Here is a 17,586-nt window from a genome sequence, read left to right on the forward strand (position 1 = left end):
CGCGCATTCTACGGAGCAGCCCCTGAGCTGGCAAGCACTTTTTAAATTAATTTTTTCAGGCCTTCCAAAGGCTTAGCGAAGGGTTGGCCTATGGCGCCGCGAAGAGAATAATGCCCCCCTTTGTATAAAGGAGAGACTCACCCCATGTGGTTCAAGAACCTGCTTATCTATCGCCTGACCCAAGATCTGCCTGTTGATGCCGAGGCGTTGGAAACTGCACTGGCGAGCAAACTGGCGCGCCCCTGTGCAAGCCAGGAGTTGACCACTTACGGTTTCGTCGCGCCGTTTGGCAAAGGCGAAGATGCACCCTTGGTGCACGTCAGCCAGGATTTCCTGTTGATCGCCGCGCGCAAGGAAGAACGCATCCTGCCTGGCAGCGTCGTGCGCGACGCGGTCAAGGAAAAGGTCGAGGAAATCGAAGCCGAGCAAATGCGCAAGGTCTATAAAAAGGAACGGGACCAGATCAAGGATGAAATCATCCAGGCCTTCCTGCCTCGCGCGTTTATCCGTCGCTCGTCCACTTTTGCCGCCATCGCGCCAAAACAGGGCCTGATCCTGGTCAACTCCGCCAGCCCGAAACGCGCCGAAGACTTGCTCTCCACGCTGCGCGAAGTCATCGGCACGCTGCCCGTGCGTCCGCTCACCGTGAAGACCGCACCGACCGCGATCATGACCGACTGGGTCAAGACGCAGAAAGCTGCTGACGATTTCTACGTGCTGGACGAATGTGAACTGCGCGACACCCATGAAGACGGCGGGATCGTGCGTTGCAAGCGTCAGGACCTGACCAGCGACGAAATTCAGCTGCACCTGAACACCGGCAAGGTGGTGACCCAACTGTCGCTGGCGTGGCAGGACAAGTTGTCGTTCGTGCTCGACGACAAGATGGTGGTCAAGCGCCTGAAATTCGAAGACCTGCTGCAAGACCAGGCGGAGCAGGATGGCGGCGACGAGGCTCTTGGCCAGTTGGACGCCAGCTTCACCTTGATGATGCTGACGTTTGGCGAGTTCCTGCCGGCGCTGGTGGAAGCGCTGGGCGGGGAAGAGATTCCGCAGGGGATCTAAACCCTGTTGGTCTCTATGTGGGAGCGGGCTTGCTCGCGAAGGCTGACTGATATTCAACGATGATGTTGAATGTCCCTTAGCGTTAGCGTGCAAGCCCGCGCCCACATTGGGTTTGTGGTGTTCTTAATAATAAGGATCAGGTCATGCGTGCACTGGCTGCATTGAGCCGCTTTGTCGGCAATACGTTCGCTTACTGGGTGTTGTTCTTTGCGGTGCTGGCATTCCTGCAACCGCAGTGGTTCGTCGACCTGAAGGTCGCCATCGTGCCCCTGCTGGGGCTGGTGATGTTCGGCATGGGCCTGGCACTCAAACTTGAAGACTTTGCCGAAGTGGCGCGTCGTCCGGGACGCGTGGCCCTGGGCGTGATTGCCCAGTTCGTGATCATGCCGGGTACGGCGTGGTTGCTTTGCCAAGTATTCAGCCTGCCGCCGGAAATTGCCGTCGGGGTGATCCTGGTGGGCTGTTGCCCGAGCGGCACCTCGTCCAATGTCATGACCTGGCTCGCACGCGGTGACCTGGCCCTGGCCGTGGCGATTTCCGCCATCACCACCCTGCTCGCCCCTTTGCTGACCCCGGCACTGATCTGGCTGCTGGCTTCGGCTTGGCTGCCGGTGTCGTTCTCCGCGTTGTTCTGGTCGATCCTGCAGATTGTGTTGTTGCCCATCGCTCTGGGCATCATTGCCCAGCGACTGTTGGGCGCGCGGGTTCGTCACGCTGTTGAAGTGCTGCCTCTGGTCTCGGTGGTCAGCATCGTGATTATCGTCGCCGCAGTGGTCGCGGCCAGCCAGGCGAAGATCGCCGAGTCCGGCTTGCTGATCATGGCCATTGTCGTCCTGCACAACAGCTTCGGCTACTTGCTGGGGTATTTCACCGGTCGGCTGTTCGGATTGCCGCTGGCCCAGCGCAAGACCCTGTCCCTGGAAGTCGGCATGCAGAACTCCGGCTTGGGCGCGGCGCTGGCCAGCGCGCACTTTTCGCCGTTGGCGGCGGTGCCCAGTGCGCTGTTCAGCGTCTGGCACAATATTTCCGGGGCACTGCTCTCGACCTGGTTCCGCCGCATGAGCGAAAAACAGGACCGTGAGCAATTGGCCCGGCAGGCGGCGGACTGAGCGAGCGACTTGATCAAACGGTCAGCATTGGGCATCCTTCTGCCCAATGCGGGGACGACCCCGCTGCTCCATTGGAGTTTTTCTTGTCCGGGGACGACCCCATCCATCGATGAGGTGTGTGATGTCCTGGATCATTCTTTTTTTTGCCGGCCTGTTCGAAGTCGGCTGGGCTGTCGGCCTGAAGTACACCGACGGCTTCAGCCGCCCGCTCCCCACTGCGCTGACCATTGCCGCCATGGCGATCAGCCTCGGCCTGCTTGGCCTTGCAATGAAGGAATTGCCGCTGGGTACGGCCTATGCGATCTGGACCGGGGTCGGAGCCGTGGGCACGGTGATCGCCGGGATCATTCTGTTTGGTGAGTCAATGGCGCTGGTTCGGTTGGCCAGCGTCGCGTTGATCGTTGCCGGGCTGATCGGGCTCAAGGTCAGCGCTTAGATCCGTTTCTGTGGGAGCGAGCTTGCTCGCGATTACAGTCAGCCTGCTGGCGTCGATGTCACAGGCAGACCGCTATCGCGAGCAAGCTCGCTCCCACAGGGTTTCGGCTTATCTCACAGCCCCGCGCAACTCCCCCACCAGCGCTTGCAACTTCGCAGGCTCAGCCGCCTCGACCGCCACCGCCGTTCCCGCCACCAGCGTCACCCGCGACCAGAACCGGCGGAACATCCCCTTGCTCGGATCGCGACTGAAGAAACTCCCCCACAACCCTTGCAGCGCCAGCGGGATCACCGGCACCGGGGTCTCCTGGAGGATGCGCGTCAAGCCACTTTTGAACTCATTGATCTCACCGTCGGCGGTCAACTTTCCTTCAGGGAAGATGCACACCAGCTCACCGTCTTTCAGATACTGGGCGATGCGGCTGAAGGCTTTTTCATAGATATGGATGTCTTCCTGGCGCCCGGCAATCGGAATCGTCCCGGCGGTGCGAAAGATAAAGTTCAGCACCGGCAGGTTGTAGATCTTGTAGTACATGACAAAGCGAATCGGCCGACGCACCGCGCCGCCAATCAACAAGGCATCGACAAACGACACGTGATTGCACACAAGCAGCGCGGCGCCTTCGTCAGGAATCGCGTCCAGGTTGCGATGCTCCACGCGGTACATGGAGTGGCTGAGCAGCCAGATCATGAAACGCATGCTGAACTCGGGGACGATCTTGAAGATGTAGGCGTTGACGCCAATGTTCAGCAGCGACACCACCAGGAACAACTGCGGAATCGACAGCTTGGCCAGGCTCAGCAGGACGATGGAGACAATCGCCGAGACCACCATGAACAAGGCATTGAGAATGTTGTTGGCGGCGATGACCCGCGCCCGCTCGTTTTCGACGGTACGCGACTGGATCAGTGCATACAGGGGCACGATGTAGAAACCACCGAAGATGCCCAGGCCGAGAATATCGATCAGCACCAGCCAGGCGTGGCCGAACCCGAGAATCTGCAGCCAGCCGTGGCCGTCGACGCTGTCGGGGATCCCACCGGAATGCCACCACAGCAGCAGGCCGAACACGGTCAGCCCGAACGAGCCGAACGGCACCAGGCCGATCTCGACTTTGCGCCCCGACAGCTTTTCGCAGAGCATCGAGCCCAAGGCGATCCCCACCGAGAACACCGTAAGGATCAGGGTCACGACGGTTTCATCGCCGTGCATCCATTCCTTGGCATAGGCGGGAATCTGCGTCAGGTAGATCGCCCCGACAAACCAGAACCATGAGTTGCCAACGATGGAACGGGATACCGCCGGCGTCTGCCCCAGGCCCAACTTCAGCGTGGCCCAGGACTGGCTGAAAATGTTCCAGTTCAAGCGCATCTGCGGCGAAGCGGCCGCTGCCCGTGGGATGCTGCGACTGGCCAGGTAGCCGGCCGCGGCAATGCCGACAATCGCCACTGACACGACTGGCGCGTAGTGCGCCGACGACATCATGATTCCTGCGCCGATGGTGCCGGCGAGGATCGCCAGGAACGTCCCCATCTCCACCAGGCCATTGCCGCCAACCAATTCATCCTCGCGCAGGGCCTGCGGCAGAATCGAATACTTCACCGGCCCGAACAGCGCCGAGTGGGTGCCCATGGCAAACAGCGCCACCAGCATCAGCCACAGGTGATCGAACAGGAACCCCAACGCACCGACCGCCATGATCGCGATCTCGCCCAGCTTGATCAGGCGAATCAACGCATCCTTGGCGAACTTTTCTCCAAACTGGCCCGCCAAGGCGGAGAACAGGAAGAACGGCAAGATGAACAAGAGCGCGCAGAGGTTGACCCAGATCGAGCGGTCACCCTCGATGGTCAGTTTGTAGAGGATGGCGAGAATCAGCGACTGCTTGAAAATGTTGTCGTTGAACGCGCCAAGGGACTGCGTAATGAAGAACGGCAGGAAGCGCCGCGTGCGAAGCAAATTGAACTGCGAAGGGTGACTCATCTTCCATGTTCCTGAGTGGCGTGGACGCTTATTGGAATGACGCTTTTTCGATCCAGGCCACACATTACCTGTCTTTGCCGATTATTTCGCCAACCCCGATATACACGGCGACACAAACAACTCACCGTGCCAGGCGCCGACCAGCGTGCGCCAGCCAACGATCAGCCACATCACCACCAGCAGCGCCACCAGCCCACAGCCGAACACACTGAAAAACGCCAGGCCCAGCAGGCTCGCCAGCTTCAGGGTCGTCAGCGCGTACACGCCCAAGGGAAAGGTGAAGCCCCACCAACCAAGGTTGAACGGGATGCCTTCACGTAAATAGCGCGCGGTGATCAACAGCGCCATCAACATCCACCACAGACCGAAGCCCCACAGGGTGATCCCGGCGACCAGTCCCAGCCCTGAAGCAACCTCGCCCATGCCCTGCAGACCATTGGCGGCGAAAATCATGGGCGCATCGCCGCCCAACAACAACATGCCCAGGGCGCCGGTACCGATCGGGCCAAGGGCCAGCCAGCTCGAAGCAGCCATGTTCTCGTGGGGCAGTTTATGCAGGGCCATGCGCAACAGCAGTATCGTCAGAATGCTGAATGCCACCGGTAGGGAAAATGCCCAGAGTATGTAGCTGGTGACCAATATCACCAGTTGCGAATGGGCGTCCCCAAGGTGCGGTGCCAATAACCCACCGCTGGCCGCGGCGACTTCGGCGGCCACCACGGGCAACAGCCACACGGCCGTCATCTGGTCGATGCGGTGTTCCTGGCGGGTAAACATCAGGTACGGAATCAACACGCCACAGGCCAATGACATCGCCACGTCGATCCACCACAACACCTCGACCAGCGACAGCACGCCCTCCCCCCAGCGCGGTACGCCGAACAGCAGGAAACCGTTGATGATGGTTGCCAGCCCCATCGGAATCGTACCGAAAAACATCGACACGGTTGAATGTCCGAAAATCCGCCGGGCCTCATCAAAGAAGAGCACCCAGCGAGCGGTGTAGAGCCCGGCAAACACAATGAACAGCAAAATATTGAGCAACCACAGCCCTTCAGCCACCCGGTGCAAGCCCGGGGTCGCCCCGGGCAACTGCGCCAAGGCCAGCGCCAGCACACCGGTGCCCATAGTGGCGGCGAACCAATTCGGGGTGAATTGCCGAACGACTTCCAGCGGACTCGGCAGATGGCTCAGGGGGCGCAGGCGATATCTCGCAGCACGGCACGTCATGGTCACTTCTCTCCTCGGATAAGGTGACGCCATGCTAGAACCTGAAAGAATATCTATATAACGGGTAATTTCTCTATATCTAATCTGTTTTGCAGATATACGATCAAGAACGAAGCCCATCAGCCAACGGTTTCGCGGGTTGGCGCAGCAAGCCTGCCAGCGCGCCGACGGCCATTAAGATCAGCACTGCACCAAAACCATTGGTGGTCGGAATCAGACCGTAGAGACGCGTCAGGTTCCCAGCCAGCAGCGACGGCAAGCTGAACGCCAAGTAGCTGAGCACATAGAACGCCGACATCAACCCCGCCCGTTCGTGGGGCAAGGCCAGCGGCATGATGCTACGCAGGGCACCGAGGAATCCCGAGCCGAAACCGCTGCCGGTAATCAGCGTGCCAATGAAAAACAAGGGCAGGCTGGCCGTGTGCACGGCGATCAGCACCAGGGCCAGGCCAAGTACCAGCAGGCTTGCGCCAAGCCGCAGCATCATGTCCGCCGCGCGGTTACGCAGGGCATAGATCGACAACGCCCCCGTGAGCGTCAACACGGCCACCAGCGCACCGCCGATCAGGTTCGACGTCGAGCCGGTCGCGGCCCGAACCAAAGACGGCGCCAGGGACAGATAGAATCCACCCACCGCCCAGGCCGCCAAGTCCAAGGGCAATATCAGCCACAACGCGCGCCGCGCCTGGACCGGCACATGTAAGGTCGGGCGCAGCGATCGCCAGGCCCCGGGTTGTGGGCTGACGCTTTCCGCCAGGCGCCAGAGGTAAATGGCTTGGAGAACGAACAACGCCAGCAGAATCCAATAGGTCAGTTGCAACGGCAGCGGCGCGAATTCTGCCAACAAGCCACACCCCATCGCGCCACATGCCATGCCCAGCAGAGGCGCCACGCTGGTGATCAGCGGGCCCTGCTGGCGATCGAAATCCAGCAACGCTGCGCCCAAGACACTGGTGGCCATGCCCGTGGCGAAGCCCTGGATCAACCGCGCGCCGATCAACCAGGCGACACTCTCGGCATTGATAAACAGCAGCATCGCCAGCATGTTGAGCAGCAACGCGACGAAAATCACCGGTCTGCGGCCGAGGTAATCAGACAACGAGCCGACGACCAACAGGGCCGCCAACAGACTGAACGCGTACACGCCGAAGATCAGTGTCAGGATCGCCGGGGAGAACTGCATGTGCTCCTGGTAGAGGTGGTACAACGGCGTCGGCGCGCTGGACGCCGCCAGAAAACCGAGCAAGGTGATCGCCAGAAATATCAGGCTGACGCGGGTCGAAGCTGGACGAGACATGGGCACGCTCCACAAGGACATTCATAAAAGCTAATTTTTTGCTTTTGCCGAGTGTGCTACCGGTGTGTGCTTAAAGCAAATTCTTTGTGTTAAGGTCCGACACATGGCTATCAAAGAAGGTTTACGCCCCGGCGGCAGAAGCGCCCGGGTCCAAGAGTCGATTCATTCGGCGGTGCGCGCCCTGCTCCAGGAGCAGGATCGCGCCACCCTGACCGTGCCGCAGATCGCTGCGCGCGCGGGCGTCACGCCGTCCACCATTTACCGGCGCTGGGGCGATCTGCCGGCGCTGCTGGCCGACGTCGCCATCGAGCGCATGCGCCCCGACGGCGAACCGGCCAACACCGGCAGCCTGCGCGGCGACTTGCGCGCCTGGGCCGAGCAATACTTGGACGAAATGACTTCCGAGCCCGGCCGCAACATGATGCGCGACATCCAGGCCTGCGCCACGCCGGGGTATTGCGTGGGCATTATCAGCGGCCAACTGCAGATCATCCTGGACCGTTATCCCGATGAGCCGAATCCCGGGATCGAGCGGTTGGTGAACGTGATCGTCGCGCCGACGGTGTTTCGCATCCTCTTCGCCACGGCGCCGCTGGAGGTCGAGGAGTTGTATCGGTTGGTGGATATGGCGTTGGATCAGTGAAAATGCCATCGCGAGCAAGCTCGCTCCCACATTGGATTTCGGTGTGCCACAAATCTTGTATTCGATAAATAGCCATTGTGGGAGCGGGCTTGCTCGCGAAAGCGGCCCGAAAGAACACTAAATAATTCCCCACCCGCGACACCCCGCCGCGCCTCGACCTTGGTCGACACTGACGAACCCGAGCGGGCATGCGAGACTGTCTTGCCGGGCTCAAGCCCGGGCGTATTTGTCTGGGAGTTTCCATGTCGCTGTCCAGCGGGCTGATCGCCGTTGTCGCCCTGGCCTATATGGCCATCATGTTCGCCATCGCCTTCTACGGCGACCGACGCAGCACGCCGCTGCCGCCGCGCGTGCGGGCGTGGGTCTATAGCCTGTCGCTGGCAGTGTATTGCACCAGTTGGACGTTCTTTGGCGCAGTGGGCCAGGCCGCCGAACAACTCTGGGCCTTCCTGCCGATCTACCTCGGGCCGATCCTGTTGATGGTGTTGGCGCCGTGGGTCCTGCAGAAGATGGTGATGATCAGCAAGCAGGAGAACATCACCTCCATCGCCGACTTCATCGCCGCCCGCTATGGCAAGTCCCAATCCCTGGCGGTGGTGGTGGCCCTGATCTGCCTGGTCGGCGTGCTGCCCTACATTGCCTTGCAGCTCAAGGGGATCGTGCTCGGGGTGAACCTGTTGATCGGCGCCGGAGCCGACGCCATGGGCACCCGGGCGCAGGATACGGCGTTGATCGTCTCGCTGATCCTGGCACTGTTCACGATTGTCTTCGGCACCCGCAACCTCGACGCCACCGAGCACCACCGCGGCATGGTGCTGGCGATTGCCTTTGAATCCCTGGTCAAGCTGTTCGCCTTCCTGGCGGTCGGCGCGTTCGTCACGTTCGGCCTTTATGACGGCTTCGACGATCTCTTCAACCAGGCGATGCTGGCGCCGCGACTGGAACAGTACTGGAAAGAAACCATCAACTGGCCGTCCATGGTGGTGCAGACCGGGGTGGCGATGATGGCGATCATTTGCCTGCCGCGGCAGTTCCACGTCACCGTGGTCGAGAACATCGAACCCCAGGACCTGCGCCTGGCCAAATGGGTGTTCCCCGCCTACCTGGCCCTGGCGGCGCTGTTCGTCGTGCCGATCGCCCTCGCCGGGCAAATGATGTTGCCCAGCTCGGTGTTGCCGGACTCGTTCGTCATCAGCCTACCGCTCGCCCAGGCCCATCCGGCGCTGGCGGTGCTGGCCTTCATCGGCGGCGCCTCGGCCGCCACCGGCATGGTCATCGTCGCGAGTGTCGCGCTGTCGACCATGGTCTCCAATGACATGCTGTTGCCCTGGCTGCTGCGCCGCAACAATGCCGAGCGGCCGTTCGAAGTGTTCCGCCAATGGATGCTGTCGGTACGCCGGGTGAGTATTGTCGTGATCCTCCTGCTGGCCTACGTCAGCTATCGATTGCTGGGTTCGACAGCGAGCCTGGCGACCATCGGCCAGATCGCCTTCGCCGCCGTGACGCAACTGGCGCCCGCCATGCTCGGCGCGCTGTACTGGAAACAGGCAAACCGGCGCGGTGTGTTTGCCGGCCTCGCCATGGGCATATTCCTCTGGTTCTACACCCTGGTGCTGCCGATCGCCGCCCACAGCCTGGGCTGGTCGCTGGGCAGTTTCCCAGGCCTGGCCTGGCTGCATGGCAACCCACTGAACCTGCCGATCACCCCGCTGACCCAAGGCGTCGTCCTGTCCCTGGCCGGCAACTTCATATTGTTCGCCTGGGTCTCGGTGCTGTCGCGCACCCGGGTGTCGGAGCACTGGCAAGCTGGACGCTTCATCGGCCAGGAGATCAGCGCCCGCCCCAATCCTCGCTCGATGCTGGCGGTGCAGATCGATGATCTGTTGCAACTTGCCGCCCGCTTCGTCGGCGAAGAACGCGCGCGCCAGAGCTTCATCCGCTTTGCCTATCGCCAAGGCAAGGGCTTCAACCCAAGCCAGAACGCCGACAGCGAATGGATCGCCCACACCGAGCGCCTGCTGGCCGGCGTCCTGGGGGCCTCTTCGACGCGAGCGGTGGTGAAGGCGGCGATCGAAGGCCGGGAGATGCAACTGGAAGACGTCGTGCGGATCGCCGACGAAGCGTCCGAGGTGCTGCAATTCAACCGGGCCCTGCTGCAAGGCGCCATTGAAAACATCACCCAAGGCATCAGCGTGGTCGATCAGTCCCTGCGGCTGGTGGCGTGGAACCGCCGGTACCTGGAATTGTTCAACTACCCCGACGGCTTGATCAGCGTCGGTCGGCCGATCGCCGACATCATCCGCTACAACGCCGAGCGCGGCCTCTGTGGTCCGGGCGAGGCGGAAGTCCATGTCGCCCGGCGCCTGCACTGGATGCGCCAGGGCCGCGCGCACACCTCGGAACGGCTATTCCCCAACGGCCGGGTGATCGAGCTGATCGGCAATCCGATGCCAGGCGGCGGTTTTGTCATGAGTTTCACCGATATCACCGCGTTCCGCGAAGCCGCCCAGGCCTTGACCGAAGCCAACGAAGGGCTGGAACAACGGGTGGCCGAACGCACCCGCGAACTCTCGCAACTGAACCTGGCCCTGACCGAAGCCAAGAGCACGGCCGAATCCGCGTACCAATCCAAGACCCGCTTCCTCGCCGCTGTCAGCCATGACCTGATGCAACCGCTCAACGCCGCGCGACTGTTCTCCGCCGCGCTGTCCCACCAGCACGACGGCTTGCCGGGCGAGGCCCGGCAGTTGGTCCAGCATCTGGACAGCTCATTGCGCTCGGCCGAGGACCTGATCACTGACCTGCTGGACATTTCCCGGCTGGAAAACGGCAAGATCAACCCCGACCGCAAGCCGTTCGCCCTCAACGATTTGTTCGACACGCTGGGCGCCGAATTCACGGCGCTGGCCCAGGAGCAAGGCCTGAAATTTCGGGTTCGTGGTTCGCGGCTGCGGGTCGACAGCGACATCAAGTTGCTGCGGCGCGTTCTGCAGAACTTCCTCACCAACGCCTTCCGCTACGCCAAGGGGCCGGTGCTGCTGGGCGTACGCCGCCGCGACGGTGAGCTGTGCTTGGAGGTCTGGGATCGAGGGCCGGGCATCGCCGAAGACAAACAGCAAGTGATTTTCGAAGAGTTCAAACGCCTCGACAGCCATCAGACCCGCGCCGAAAAAGGCCTCGGCCTCGGCCTGGCGATCGCTGATGGGCTGTGCCGCGTGCTTGGCCATACATTGCGCGTACGCTCCTGGCCGGGGCGCGGCAGTGTGTTCAGCGTCAGCGTGCCGCTGGCCAGCACGCAAGTCGTGGCGCCCACTGTCGTGGTCGAGCCCAACGGTCACTTGCCCAGCGGAGCGCAGGTGCTGTGCGTGGACAACGAAGACAGCATCCTGATTGGCATGGACAGCCTGCTGACCCGCTGGGGTTGCCGGGTGTGGACCGCGCGCAACCGCGAGGAATGCGAGCGCTGGCTGACCCAGGGTGGCCGCCCGCAACTGGCCCTGGTGGATTTTCATCTGGACGACGGCGAAACGGGTACCGAGTTGATGGCCTGGTTGCGCACGCGGATGGGCGAACCGGTGCCGGGCGTGGTGATCAGCGCCGACGGCCGGCCCGAGACCGTGGCCCAGGTGCATGCGGCGGGATTGGATTACCTGGCCAAGCCAGTGAAACCGGCGGCGTTGAGAGCGTTGTTGAGCCGGCATTTGCCGTTGTAATTCAGGGAAAAGGTAACCCCCTGTGGCCAGGGAGCTTGCTCCCGCTGGGCTGCGTAGCGGCCCTCTTATTTGTGAGCGCTGCGCACTCAAGCGGGAGCAAGCTCCCTCGCCACAAGGGGGGCGGTGCAAACCTTGAAGGCTACTGACCCTGGCTTTCTTCGCCGGTCTCTTCAGGCAACCCATCCACATCCGCCATTGCGCGCTCGAGCAGTTCCGCAGGCAGGCTCTTGCTCGCACGGGCGCCCAGCAGCTTCAGTTGTTCGCTGCGGCTGACCAGGTTGCCGCGCCCTTCCGTCAGCTTGTTGCGTGCAGCGGCGTAGGCTTTGTCCAACTGCTGCAAGCGGCTGCCGATTTCATCCAGGTCTTGGATGAACAGGACGAACTTGTCATACAGCCACCCCGCCCGCTCGGCGATTTCCCGGGCGTTCTGGCTCTGGCGTTCCTGTTTCCACAGGCTGTCGATCACCCGCAAGGTCGCCAACAGCGTAGTCGGGCTGACGATGACGATGTTGCGATCGAAGGCTTCCTGGAACAGATTAGGCTCGGCTTGCAGGGCCGCGGAAAATGCCGCTTCGATCGGCACGAACAGCAACACGAAATCCAGGCTGTGCAAACCGTCCAGGCGCTTGTAGTCCTTGCCGGCCAAGCCTTTGACGTGGGCCCGCAACGACACCACGTGTTGCTTGAGGGCGAGCTGGCCGATGGCATTGTCCTCGGCGGCCACGTATTGCTGGTAAGCCGTCAGGCTGACTTTTGAATCGACGACGACTTGCTTGTCGCCGGGCAGGTAGATCAACACGTCTGGCTGGAAACGTTCACCATCCGGGCCCTTGAGGCTGACTTGGGTCTGGTATTCGCGGCCCTTCTCCAGGCCGGCATGTTCCAGGACACGCTCCAAAATCAGTTCGCCCCAGTTGCCCTGGGTTTTCTGGCCCTTGAGCGCCCGGGTGAGGTTGGTGGCTTCATCGCTCAGGCGCAGGTTCAGTTGTTGCAGCCGCTCCAGCTCCTTGCCCAGGGAGAATCGCTCCCGCGCCTCGGCCTGATAGCTTTCTTCGACGCGTTTTTCGAAGGACTGGATGCGCTCCTTCAGTGGATCGAGCAATTGCCCGAGGCGCTGCTGGCTGGTTTCGGCGAAGCGCTGTTCGCGCTCATCGAAGATTTTCCCCGCCAGCTCAGCGAACTGGGCGCGCAATGCGTCTCGCGAGCCTTGCAGGTCGTCCAGGCGCTGCTGATGGCTTTCCTGCTGCTCGCGCAATTCGGCATGCAACGAGGCCGCCTGGGCATCGAGGCGGCGCAGTTCCGCTTCTTTATTGGCGCGCTCCAGGTTCCAGGCATGAGCTGCGTCCCTGGCGTTGTCGCGCTCGATCTGCAGCAACTCGACCTCGCGACACGCAGCGGCGAGCTCGGCCTGCTTGGCAGCATTGGCCTGGCTCAGGTCGCTGATTTCGTCGCGGCAAGCATCGAGTTGGGCGTTCAACCCATCGTGGGCCATGTGGGCGGTGGCCAGGCGTTCTTCCAGCAGTGCCAGTTCGGTCTGCGCCGCGCTGGCCTGGCGTTGCAGGTGCCAGGCCAGCGCCAACAGCGGCACCGCAGCGCCTGCCAGGCCGAGCAACAGGCTGGTCAAATCCATCGCCATGACAATTCCCGCGCAAGAAATAAAGGCCGAAGGTTAACCAAGCCGCCAAGCGTTGCCCAGCTCAGTCTTCGATTTCGCCCAATGCCTGGCGGGCTCGATGATCGCCGGCCCGCGCGGCTTGGCGCAGCAAGTCCTGGCCGATGCGGCGGTCTCGCGCGTTGCCACATTCGCGGCACATCAACTGGCCGAGGCGACTTTGCGCAGCCACCACGCCTTCACGCGCCGGCTGCTTGAGCAGGCGACCGGCCAAGTGCTTGACGCTAGGGCGTTCGCCCAGGCGCGGGCTGTCCAGCAGCCACTCGGCGACGCGCATCGATATGCGTTTGGGTGGGGTAACACCGGAGGGTGCGGCGGTAACAGGATTTGATACGGAGCGAAACTTCATGACGCACTACGGGACAGATCGGAAGGCGCGCCACTCTACTCCTTTTTTCGTACGGGTAAAGTCGAAAAAATCCAGCACGCCCGTCCTAGAGCAAGCGCGCGGGACAATCCACAGAAGCTGTGGATAACTCAGTGGACAACCCACCCTGAACCCGCCGCAAGCCCTGTGGAACGGGGCCTGCGCTCAAACTGACGATTTTTTCACCAGTAAAAAAAAGCGATGTTTTTCATTGACTTAAATTTTGGATACAGGCACCTACCCCGGAATGTTTCAACGTGACAGTTAGGTGACAACTCGGTGCACCGGTGTGTACAAGTAACATCCGAACGGTTATATCGCCGCGCTTTTTTGGCTCATCAGGGCTTGCATCCTGTGGACAAATCTGATCAATGAAGGCAAACCGCCAGCTGCCGGTCGTCGGCGGGACTGTTTCTTTTTGACCAACGCCCTTCCCTTCACCGATTCGATCCGTTAGTATCCGCGGCGTTAGTACCAAGCTGAAAGTCAATTCCGGGTCGGAAACATCTCTGCGGTCAGCCATCCCCCAAGGGACGCCTCACCGAAAAAAGGGACCGCCCCCCTCGATGGTTTCCAGGTAACCCTTGCACCGACACGCTTTTCGCACGAATGCGAGGTGTGATGCCAGGCTCATTACTCTGACCGAACCAACCTGCAAAATTGATCAGGATCTTCACCCTGGGCCCAGAACCTTTGCCCTTGTCGTGTTGCCTGCCCTCCTAAGTACCTACCTGCCAGCCCAAGCGCGCCCTTTATATAGCGCTCAAACTGGCTGCTTTGTTCCAGTCGGGTTCTTCGTTCGACCAATGGTGGTCGACGTTACTGGAACGTTTTAACGCTGCACGGTTCTTAACCGTGTCATTTGCAGGAACACCAATAACATGTCTAATCAAATCCAGACACAGGATGCCATTCGCACCCTAACCAACGCTTTTGCTCCAATGAACTGCCTGATCATGGCCGCTCGCAAAGGCTGCTTCAGCTTCACGCTGGTCAACGAACACGGTATCGCTCGTCACAGCGAACGCTTGTATCCCGACCAGTACTCCAGCGAAGAACCGCTGCAGGCCGTGATCAAGCGTACCCGCCAGGCACTGGTTGCCTGAAACGCCGAAGCGCTGAAACCCAAAGGCCCCGCCCGAAAAGCGGGGCTTTTTATTGCCCGGCGTTTCTCGATAAAGCGCAGCGGCGTAAGCACGTATGGCTATAACAGTCATAACCGTTCGGCGAACATGGTTTAAAAACAGTCCTTTACAGCGCAGATATGACACTACACTTCAACTCGAGCGGCATGATCCGCTTCGGCGGAGCCTGAACCGATCCACCCGCTGCCAAGCCCATACCTTCAGGCTTCGCCCATTTTCCCGATCCGAGGGTCTTATGGGTATCGCTGCCAGCGAACTGTGTCGATATGTGATCCGCCCGACGCTCCTGTACCTGGGGAGCCACAGCACCACGGCGGAAGCCTTGTTGCTGGGGATTGCCGCCAGCCAGTCAGGCCTGGGCGCTGCCTTGCATGACCGTCGCGGACACGGTTTGTACCGGATCACCGAACCTCGCCATCAAGCCCTCTGGGACGACTACCTCGCCCTCGACCCGGAACGTGCCAGCCTGGTGCGTGGCCTGGCGAGCCAGCACGCTTTCCTCAGCGGCCCTCATCTGGAACTCACCGTCAACCTGCGCTACGCCACGGCCATCGCCTGGTTATTGGTGGAAGAACACGCCACCCCGCTCCCCAACGCCGACGATCTGCTGGGCATGGCCCGGATCTGGCGCCAGGTTTTCCACCCTCCAGGCCGCCTAAGGGACTTTACCTGCGCCTGGCAAAATTGTGTCTCACCTGTGAATCAGGTCGCCTGCTGAACGGAAAAATGGAAACTTCCTACAAATGTCATGAATTTGGTCGGATTGTCCTACAAAACCCCTCTAAAACAAGCGATACAAGCTATAGCGCTTGCACGAAAATGTTGGTAATTTTCGCCTCGGTGATCACCTGGAGTTCTAACAATGAAAAAAATGATGCTCAAAACCACCCTTGGCCTTGCCGTGACCTTGGCATCCACCCAACTTTTTGCCAGTGGCTTTGCCTTGAACGAACAAAGCATCAGTGGCATGGGCACTGGCTTCGCGGGTCGTTCTTCTTCTGCCGATGATGCAAGCACCGTGTTCGGCAACCCTGCCGGCATGTCGCGCCTCAAGCGTCAACAAGTCACCGGCGGTTTCGCTGCCATCGACGCCTCCACCGATATCAACGATGCCAGCGGCAGCCGCTCCGGCACCAACGATGGCGACATGGTTCCGCTCACCGGTGTTCCGATGGGCTATTACGTCAAGCCTATCGATGATCAGTGGGCATTCGGCCTGGGCGTGTACGCGCCGTTCGGCCTGATCACCGACTATGAAAACAGCTTCCAGGGCCGCAACTTCGGCAGCAAGAGCGTAGTGAAGGTCGTGACCTTCCAGCCAACCGTCAGCTATGCCTTCAATGACAAGGTATCGATCGGTTTCGGCCCGACCATCAACCGGATTTCGGGTTCGTTGGAGTCGGCGCTGAATACGCCGTTTTCGCCTAACGACGGCAATGTCAAAATCAAGGGCGACGACATCGGCTACGGCTATAACATCGGCTTGCTGGTCCAGGCCACCGACACTACCCGCGTCGGCCTGACCTACCACTCCAAGGTCAAGTACAAGCTCGAAGGCCACACCGAAGTAAGCCCTGGTGCTGGTACGCCTGGCTTCCTGCTGAGTGGCGCGCGCTACGACGCCTCGCTGGACATCACCACGCCTGAGTCGGTGGACTTTTCCGTCACCCAGGAAATCAACGATGCCTGGACCGTCTACGCCGGCAGCACCTGGACTCGCTGGAGCCGCCTGAAAGACATCACCGTGAACAATGACGTCACGGGCGGCGGCGCATTGAACCCAACCCTCTTCGGCACCATCACCGAAGAACAGAACTGGCACGACACCTGGGCCTACGCCATCGGTACCTCCTACCAGCTGAACAAGCAGTGGGTACTGCGCACCGGCCTGTCCTTCGACCAGTCGCCGACCAACAACACCGACCGCTCGCCACGTATCCCTACCGGTGACCGGACCATCTTCAGCCTCGGTGCCGGTTGGAGCCCAACCGAAGACCTGACCATCGACGTGGCGTATTCCTACCTCAAGGAAGAAAAAGTCAACGTCAACAGGACCAACGCCTTGGGTCAAGCCTACAGCGCTGAATACGAAAACAGCGCCAACGGCTTCGGTGTCGGTGCAACCTATCGCTTCTGATGATTCACGGCGAGGTTGAACACCTCACCCGTTGAAGCGAAAAAAGCCCCGCACTCTGCAAAGAGGCGGGGCTTTTTCGTAGCTGAAGATCAGGGTTTGGAAGCGATGGCCGCCTCTACCGCCTTGATGAAATCAGGATCATCAGGCTTGATCCGGCTGGAGAAACTGCCGACCACCTTGCCTTGGCGATCAACGACGTATTTATAGAAATTCCATTTCGGCGCGCTGGATTGCTCAGCCAGATGCTTGAACAACGGTATGGCGTCCGCGCCTCGCACCGGTTGCGGCTCGGTCATGGTGAAGGTCACGCCGTAGTTGACGTAGCAGACCTTGGCGGTCTCTGCGCCATCCTTGGATTCCTGCTTGAAATCATTGGACGGTACGCCCAGCACTTCCAGCCCTTCGCCTTTGTAACGCTGGTTCAGGGCTTCGAGCCCTTTGAACTGTGGGGCGAACCCACAGAAGCTGGCGGTGTTGACCACCACCAATGGCTTACCGGCGAAGCGCTGGCAAAGATCGATGGTTTCCTTGGCCCGCAATTTGGGTAATTTGCCTTCCAGCAACGGCGGGCAATCAGCCGCCCATACTTGCCCGGTCACAGCGAGCAACAGGGCGGGAACAGCAAGCCAGCGCATCAGCATCTCGGATTTTCCTTGTAAGCCTGTCAGACCAAGACGTTACTCCGCCATGCCCAGTGCCGTCCACACGTCAGCAGTTGCCCATGCCCAGTTGCATCAAAGCCAACCCGCCCTGGTGCCAGCCCCACCAGGCGAGCGCCAGCAGCGCAGC

At 60.8% G+C, this 17,586-nt stretch carries 14 protein-coding genes; 8 read left to right on the forward strand and 6 right to left on the reverse strand.

Translation table 11 applies throughout. The annotated features are described in order from the left end of the window. Positions 1-144 precede the first annotated feature (144 nt). From rdgC to sugE, 3 genes are all read left to right on the forward strand, one after another. Positions 145-1,065, forward strand: coding sequence for a recombination-associated protein RdgC (gene rdgC, locus JMN22_RS23010; protein WP_030142368.1), 921 nt, complete (start codon positions 145-147; stop codon positions 1,063-1,065). A 143-nt stretch (positions 1,066-1,208) separates the two neighbouring features. Beyond that, entirely contained in the window at positions 1,209-2,174 is a 966-nt protein-coding gene (locus tag JMN22_RS23015) for a bile acid:sodium symporter family protein (protein WP_198798099.1), read from the forward strand. Positions 2,175-2,295: 121 nt separating this feature from the next. Further along, the gene (gene sugE / locus JMN22_RS23020) at positions 2,296-2,610 is read left to right on the forward strand and encodes a quaternary ammonium compound efflux SMR transporter SugE (protein ID WP_003204587.1); all 315 of its coding nucleotides are present in this window, start codon (positions 2,296-2,298) and stop codon (positions 2,608-2,610) included. A gap of 108 nt (positions 2,611-2,718) precedes the next feature. Here sugE and JMN22_RS23025 read toward each other — a convergent pair whose 3' ends face one another. The 3 genes from JMN22_RS23025 to JMN22_RS23035 form a co-directional block, all read right to left on the reverse strand. Further along, entirely contained in the window at positions 2,719-4,593 is a 1,875-nt protein-coding gene (locus tag JMN22_RS23025) for an MFS transporter (protein ID WP_030142370.1), read from the reverse strand. A gap of 81 nt (positions 4,594-4,674) precedes the next feature. Beyond that, the gene (locus tag JMN22_RS23030; protein WP_198798100.1) at positions 4,675-5,823 is read right to left on the reverse strand and encodes a TDT family transporter; all 1,149 of its coding nucleotides are present in this window, start codon (positions 5,821-5,823) and stop codon (positions 4,675-4,677) included. A 103-nt stretch (positions 5,824-5,926) separates the two neighbouring features. Continuing rightward, on the reverse strand, positions 5,927-7,120 hold the full coding sequence (locus JMN22_RS23035) for an MFS transporter (RefSeq protein WP_198798101.1): 1,194 nt from the start codon (positions 7,118-7,120) through the stop codon (positions 5,927-5,929). 103 nt (positions 7,121-7,223) lie between these two features. On the opposite strand from JMN22_RS23035, the gene JMN22_RS23040 reads away from it, so the two are divergent. Further along, positions 7,224-7,763 carry a TetR/AcrR family transcriptional regulator gene (locus JMN22_RS23040; RefSeq protein WP_030142373.1) on the forward strand — a complete coding sequence of 180 codons (540 nt, stop codon included), beginning with the start codon at positions 7,224-7,226 and terminating at the stop codon, positions 7,761-7,763. A gap of 242 nt (positions 7,764-8,005) precedes the next feature. After that, positions 8,006-11,476, forward strand: a complete 3,471-nt coding sequence (locus JMN22_RS23045) for a hybrid sensor histidine kinase/response regulator (protein ID WP_198798102.1) — start codon at positions 8,006-8,008, stop codon at positions 11,474-11,476. 139 nt (positions 11,477-11,615) lie between these two features. Here JMN22_RS23045 and rmuC read toward each other — a convergent pair whose 3' ends face one another. Both rmuC and JMN22_RS23055 read right to left on the reverse strand, forming a co-directional pair. Next, positions 11,616-12,998: a DNA recombination protein RmuC gene (gene rmuC, locus JMN22_RS23050; RefSeq protein ID WP_187293364.1), complete on the reverse strand. Its 1,383-nt coding sequence runs from the start codon at positions 12,996-12,998 to the stop codon at positions 11,616-11,618. A gap of 175 nt (positions 12,999-13,173) precedes the next feature. Next, positions 13,174-13,497, reverse strand: a complete 324-nt coding sequence (locus tag JMN22_RS23055) for a hypothetical protein (RefSeq protein ID WP_030142376.1) — start codon at positions 13,495-13,497, stop codon at positions 13,174-13,176. Positions 13,498-14,396: 899 nt separating this feature from the next. Here JMN22_RS23055 and JMN22_RS23060 point away from each other — a divergent pair. From JMN22_RS23060 to JMN22_RS23070, 3 genes are all read left to right on the forward strand, one after another. Beyond that, positions 14,397-14,621, forward strand: a complete 225-nt coding sequence (locus tag JMN22_RS23060) for a hypothetical protein (RefSeq protein WP_030142377.1) — start codon at positions 14,397-14,399, stop codon at positions 14,619-14,621. Between the two features lie 274 nt (positions 14,622-14,895). Next, on the forward strand, positions 14,896-15,378 hold the full coding sequence (locus JMN22_RS23065) for a hypothetical protein (RefSeq protein ID WP_030142378.1): 483 nt from the start codon (positions 14,896-14,898) through the stop codon (positions 15,376-15,378). Positions 15,379-15,522: 144 nt separating this feature from the next. After that, positions 15,523-16,797 (forward strand): OmpP1/FadL family transporter, encoded by a 1,275-nt coding sequence (locus JMN22_RS23070; RefSeq protein WP_198798103.1) that lies wholly within the window; start codon positions 15,523-15,525, stop codon positions 16,795-16,797. Between the two features lie 89 nt (positions 16,798-16,886). Here JMN22_RS23070 and JMN22_RS23075 read toward each other — a convergent pair whose 3' ends face one another. Continuing rightward, the gene (locus JMN22_RS23075) at positions 16,887-17,438 is read right to left on the reverse strand and encodes a glutathione peroxidase (RefSeq protein ID WP_030142380.1); all 552 of its coding nucleotides are present in this window, start codon (positions 17,436-17,438) and stop codon (positions 16,887-16,889) included. Positions 17,439-17,586 lie beyond the last annotated feature (148 nt).

Origin of the sequence: Pseudomonas sp. HB05, assembly GCF_016756915.1 — a bacterium.
Lineage (GTDB): Bacteria > Pseudomonadota > Gammaproteobacteria > Pseudomonadales > Pseudomonadaceae > Aquipseudomonas > Aquipseudomonas alvandae.

Coding starts and splice junctions, on each gene's coding strand:
- JMN22_RS23045 (WP_198798102.1), top strand. CDS start 8,006: ATGTCGCTGTCCAGCGGGCTGATCGCCGTTGTCGCCCTGGCCTATATG.
- JMN22_RS23055 (WP_030142376.1), bottom strand. CDS start 13,497: ATGAAGTTTCGCTCCGTATCAAATCCTGTTACCGCCGCACCCTCCGGT.
- JMN22_RS23060 (WP_030142377.1), top strand. CDS start 14,397: ATGTCTAATCAAATCCAGACACAGGATGCCATTCGCACCCTAACCAAC.
- JMN22_RS23025 (WP_030142370.1), bottom strand. CDS start 4,593: ATGAGTCACCCTTCGCAGTTCAATTTGCTTCGCACGCGGCGCTTCCTG.
- rdgC (WP_030142368.1), top strand. CDS start 145: ATGTGGTTCAAGAACCTGCTTATCTATCGCCTGACCCAAGATCTGCCT.
- JMN22_RS23040 (WP_030142373.1), top strand. CDS start 7,224: ATGGCTATCAAAGAAGGTTTACGCCCCGGCGGCAGAAGCGCCCGGGTC.
- JMN22_RS23075 (WP_030142380.1), bottom strand. CDS start 17,438: ATGCTGATGCGCTGGCTTGCTGTTCCCGCCCTGTTGCTCGCTGTGACC.
- JMN22_RS23070 (WP_198798103.1), top strand. CDS start 15,523: ATGAAAAAAATGATGCTCAAAACCACCCTTGGCCTTGCCGTGACCTTG.
- JMN22_RS23015 (WP_198798099.1), top strand. CDS start 1,209: ATGCGTGCACTGGCTGCATTGAGCCGCTTTGTCGGCAATACGTTCGCT.
- JMN22_RS23030 (WP_198798100.1), bottom strand. CDS start 5,823: ATGACGTGCCGTGCTGCGAGATATCGCCTGCGCCCCCTGAGCCATCTG.
- sugE (WP_003204587.1), top strand. CDS start 2,296: ATGTCCTGGATCATTCTTTTTTTTGCCGGCCTGTTCGAAGTCGGCTGG.
- JMN22_RS23065 (WP_030142378.1), top strand. CDS start 14,896: ATGGGTATCGCTGCCAGCGAACTGTGTCGATATGTGATCCGCCCGACG.
- JMN22_RS23035 (WP_198798101.1), bottom strand. CDS start 7,120: ATGTCTCGTCCAGCTTCGACCCGCGTCAGCCTGATATTTCTGGCGATC.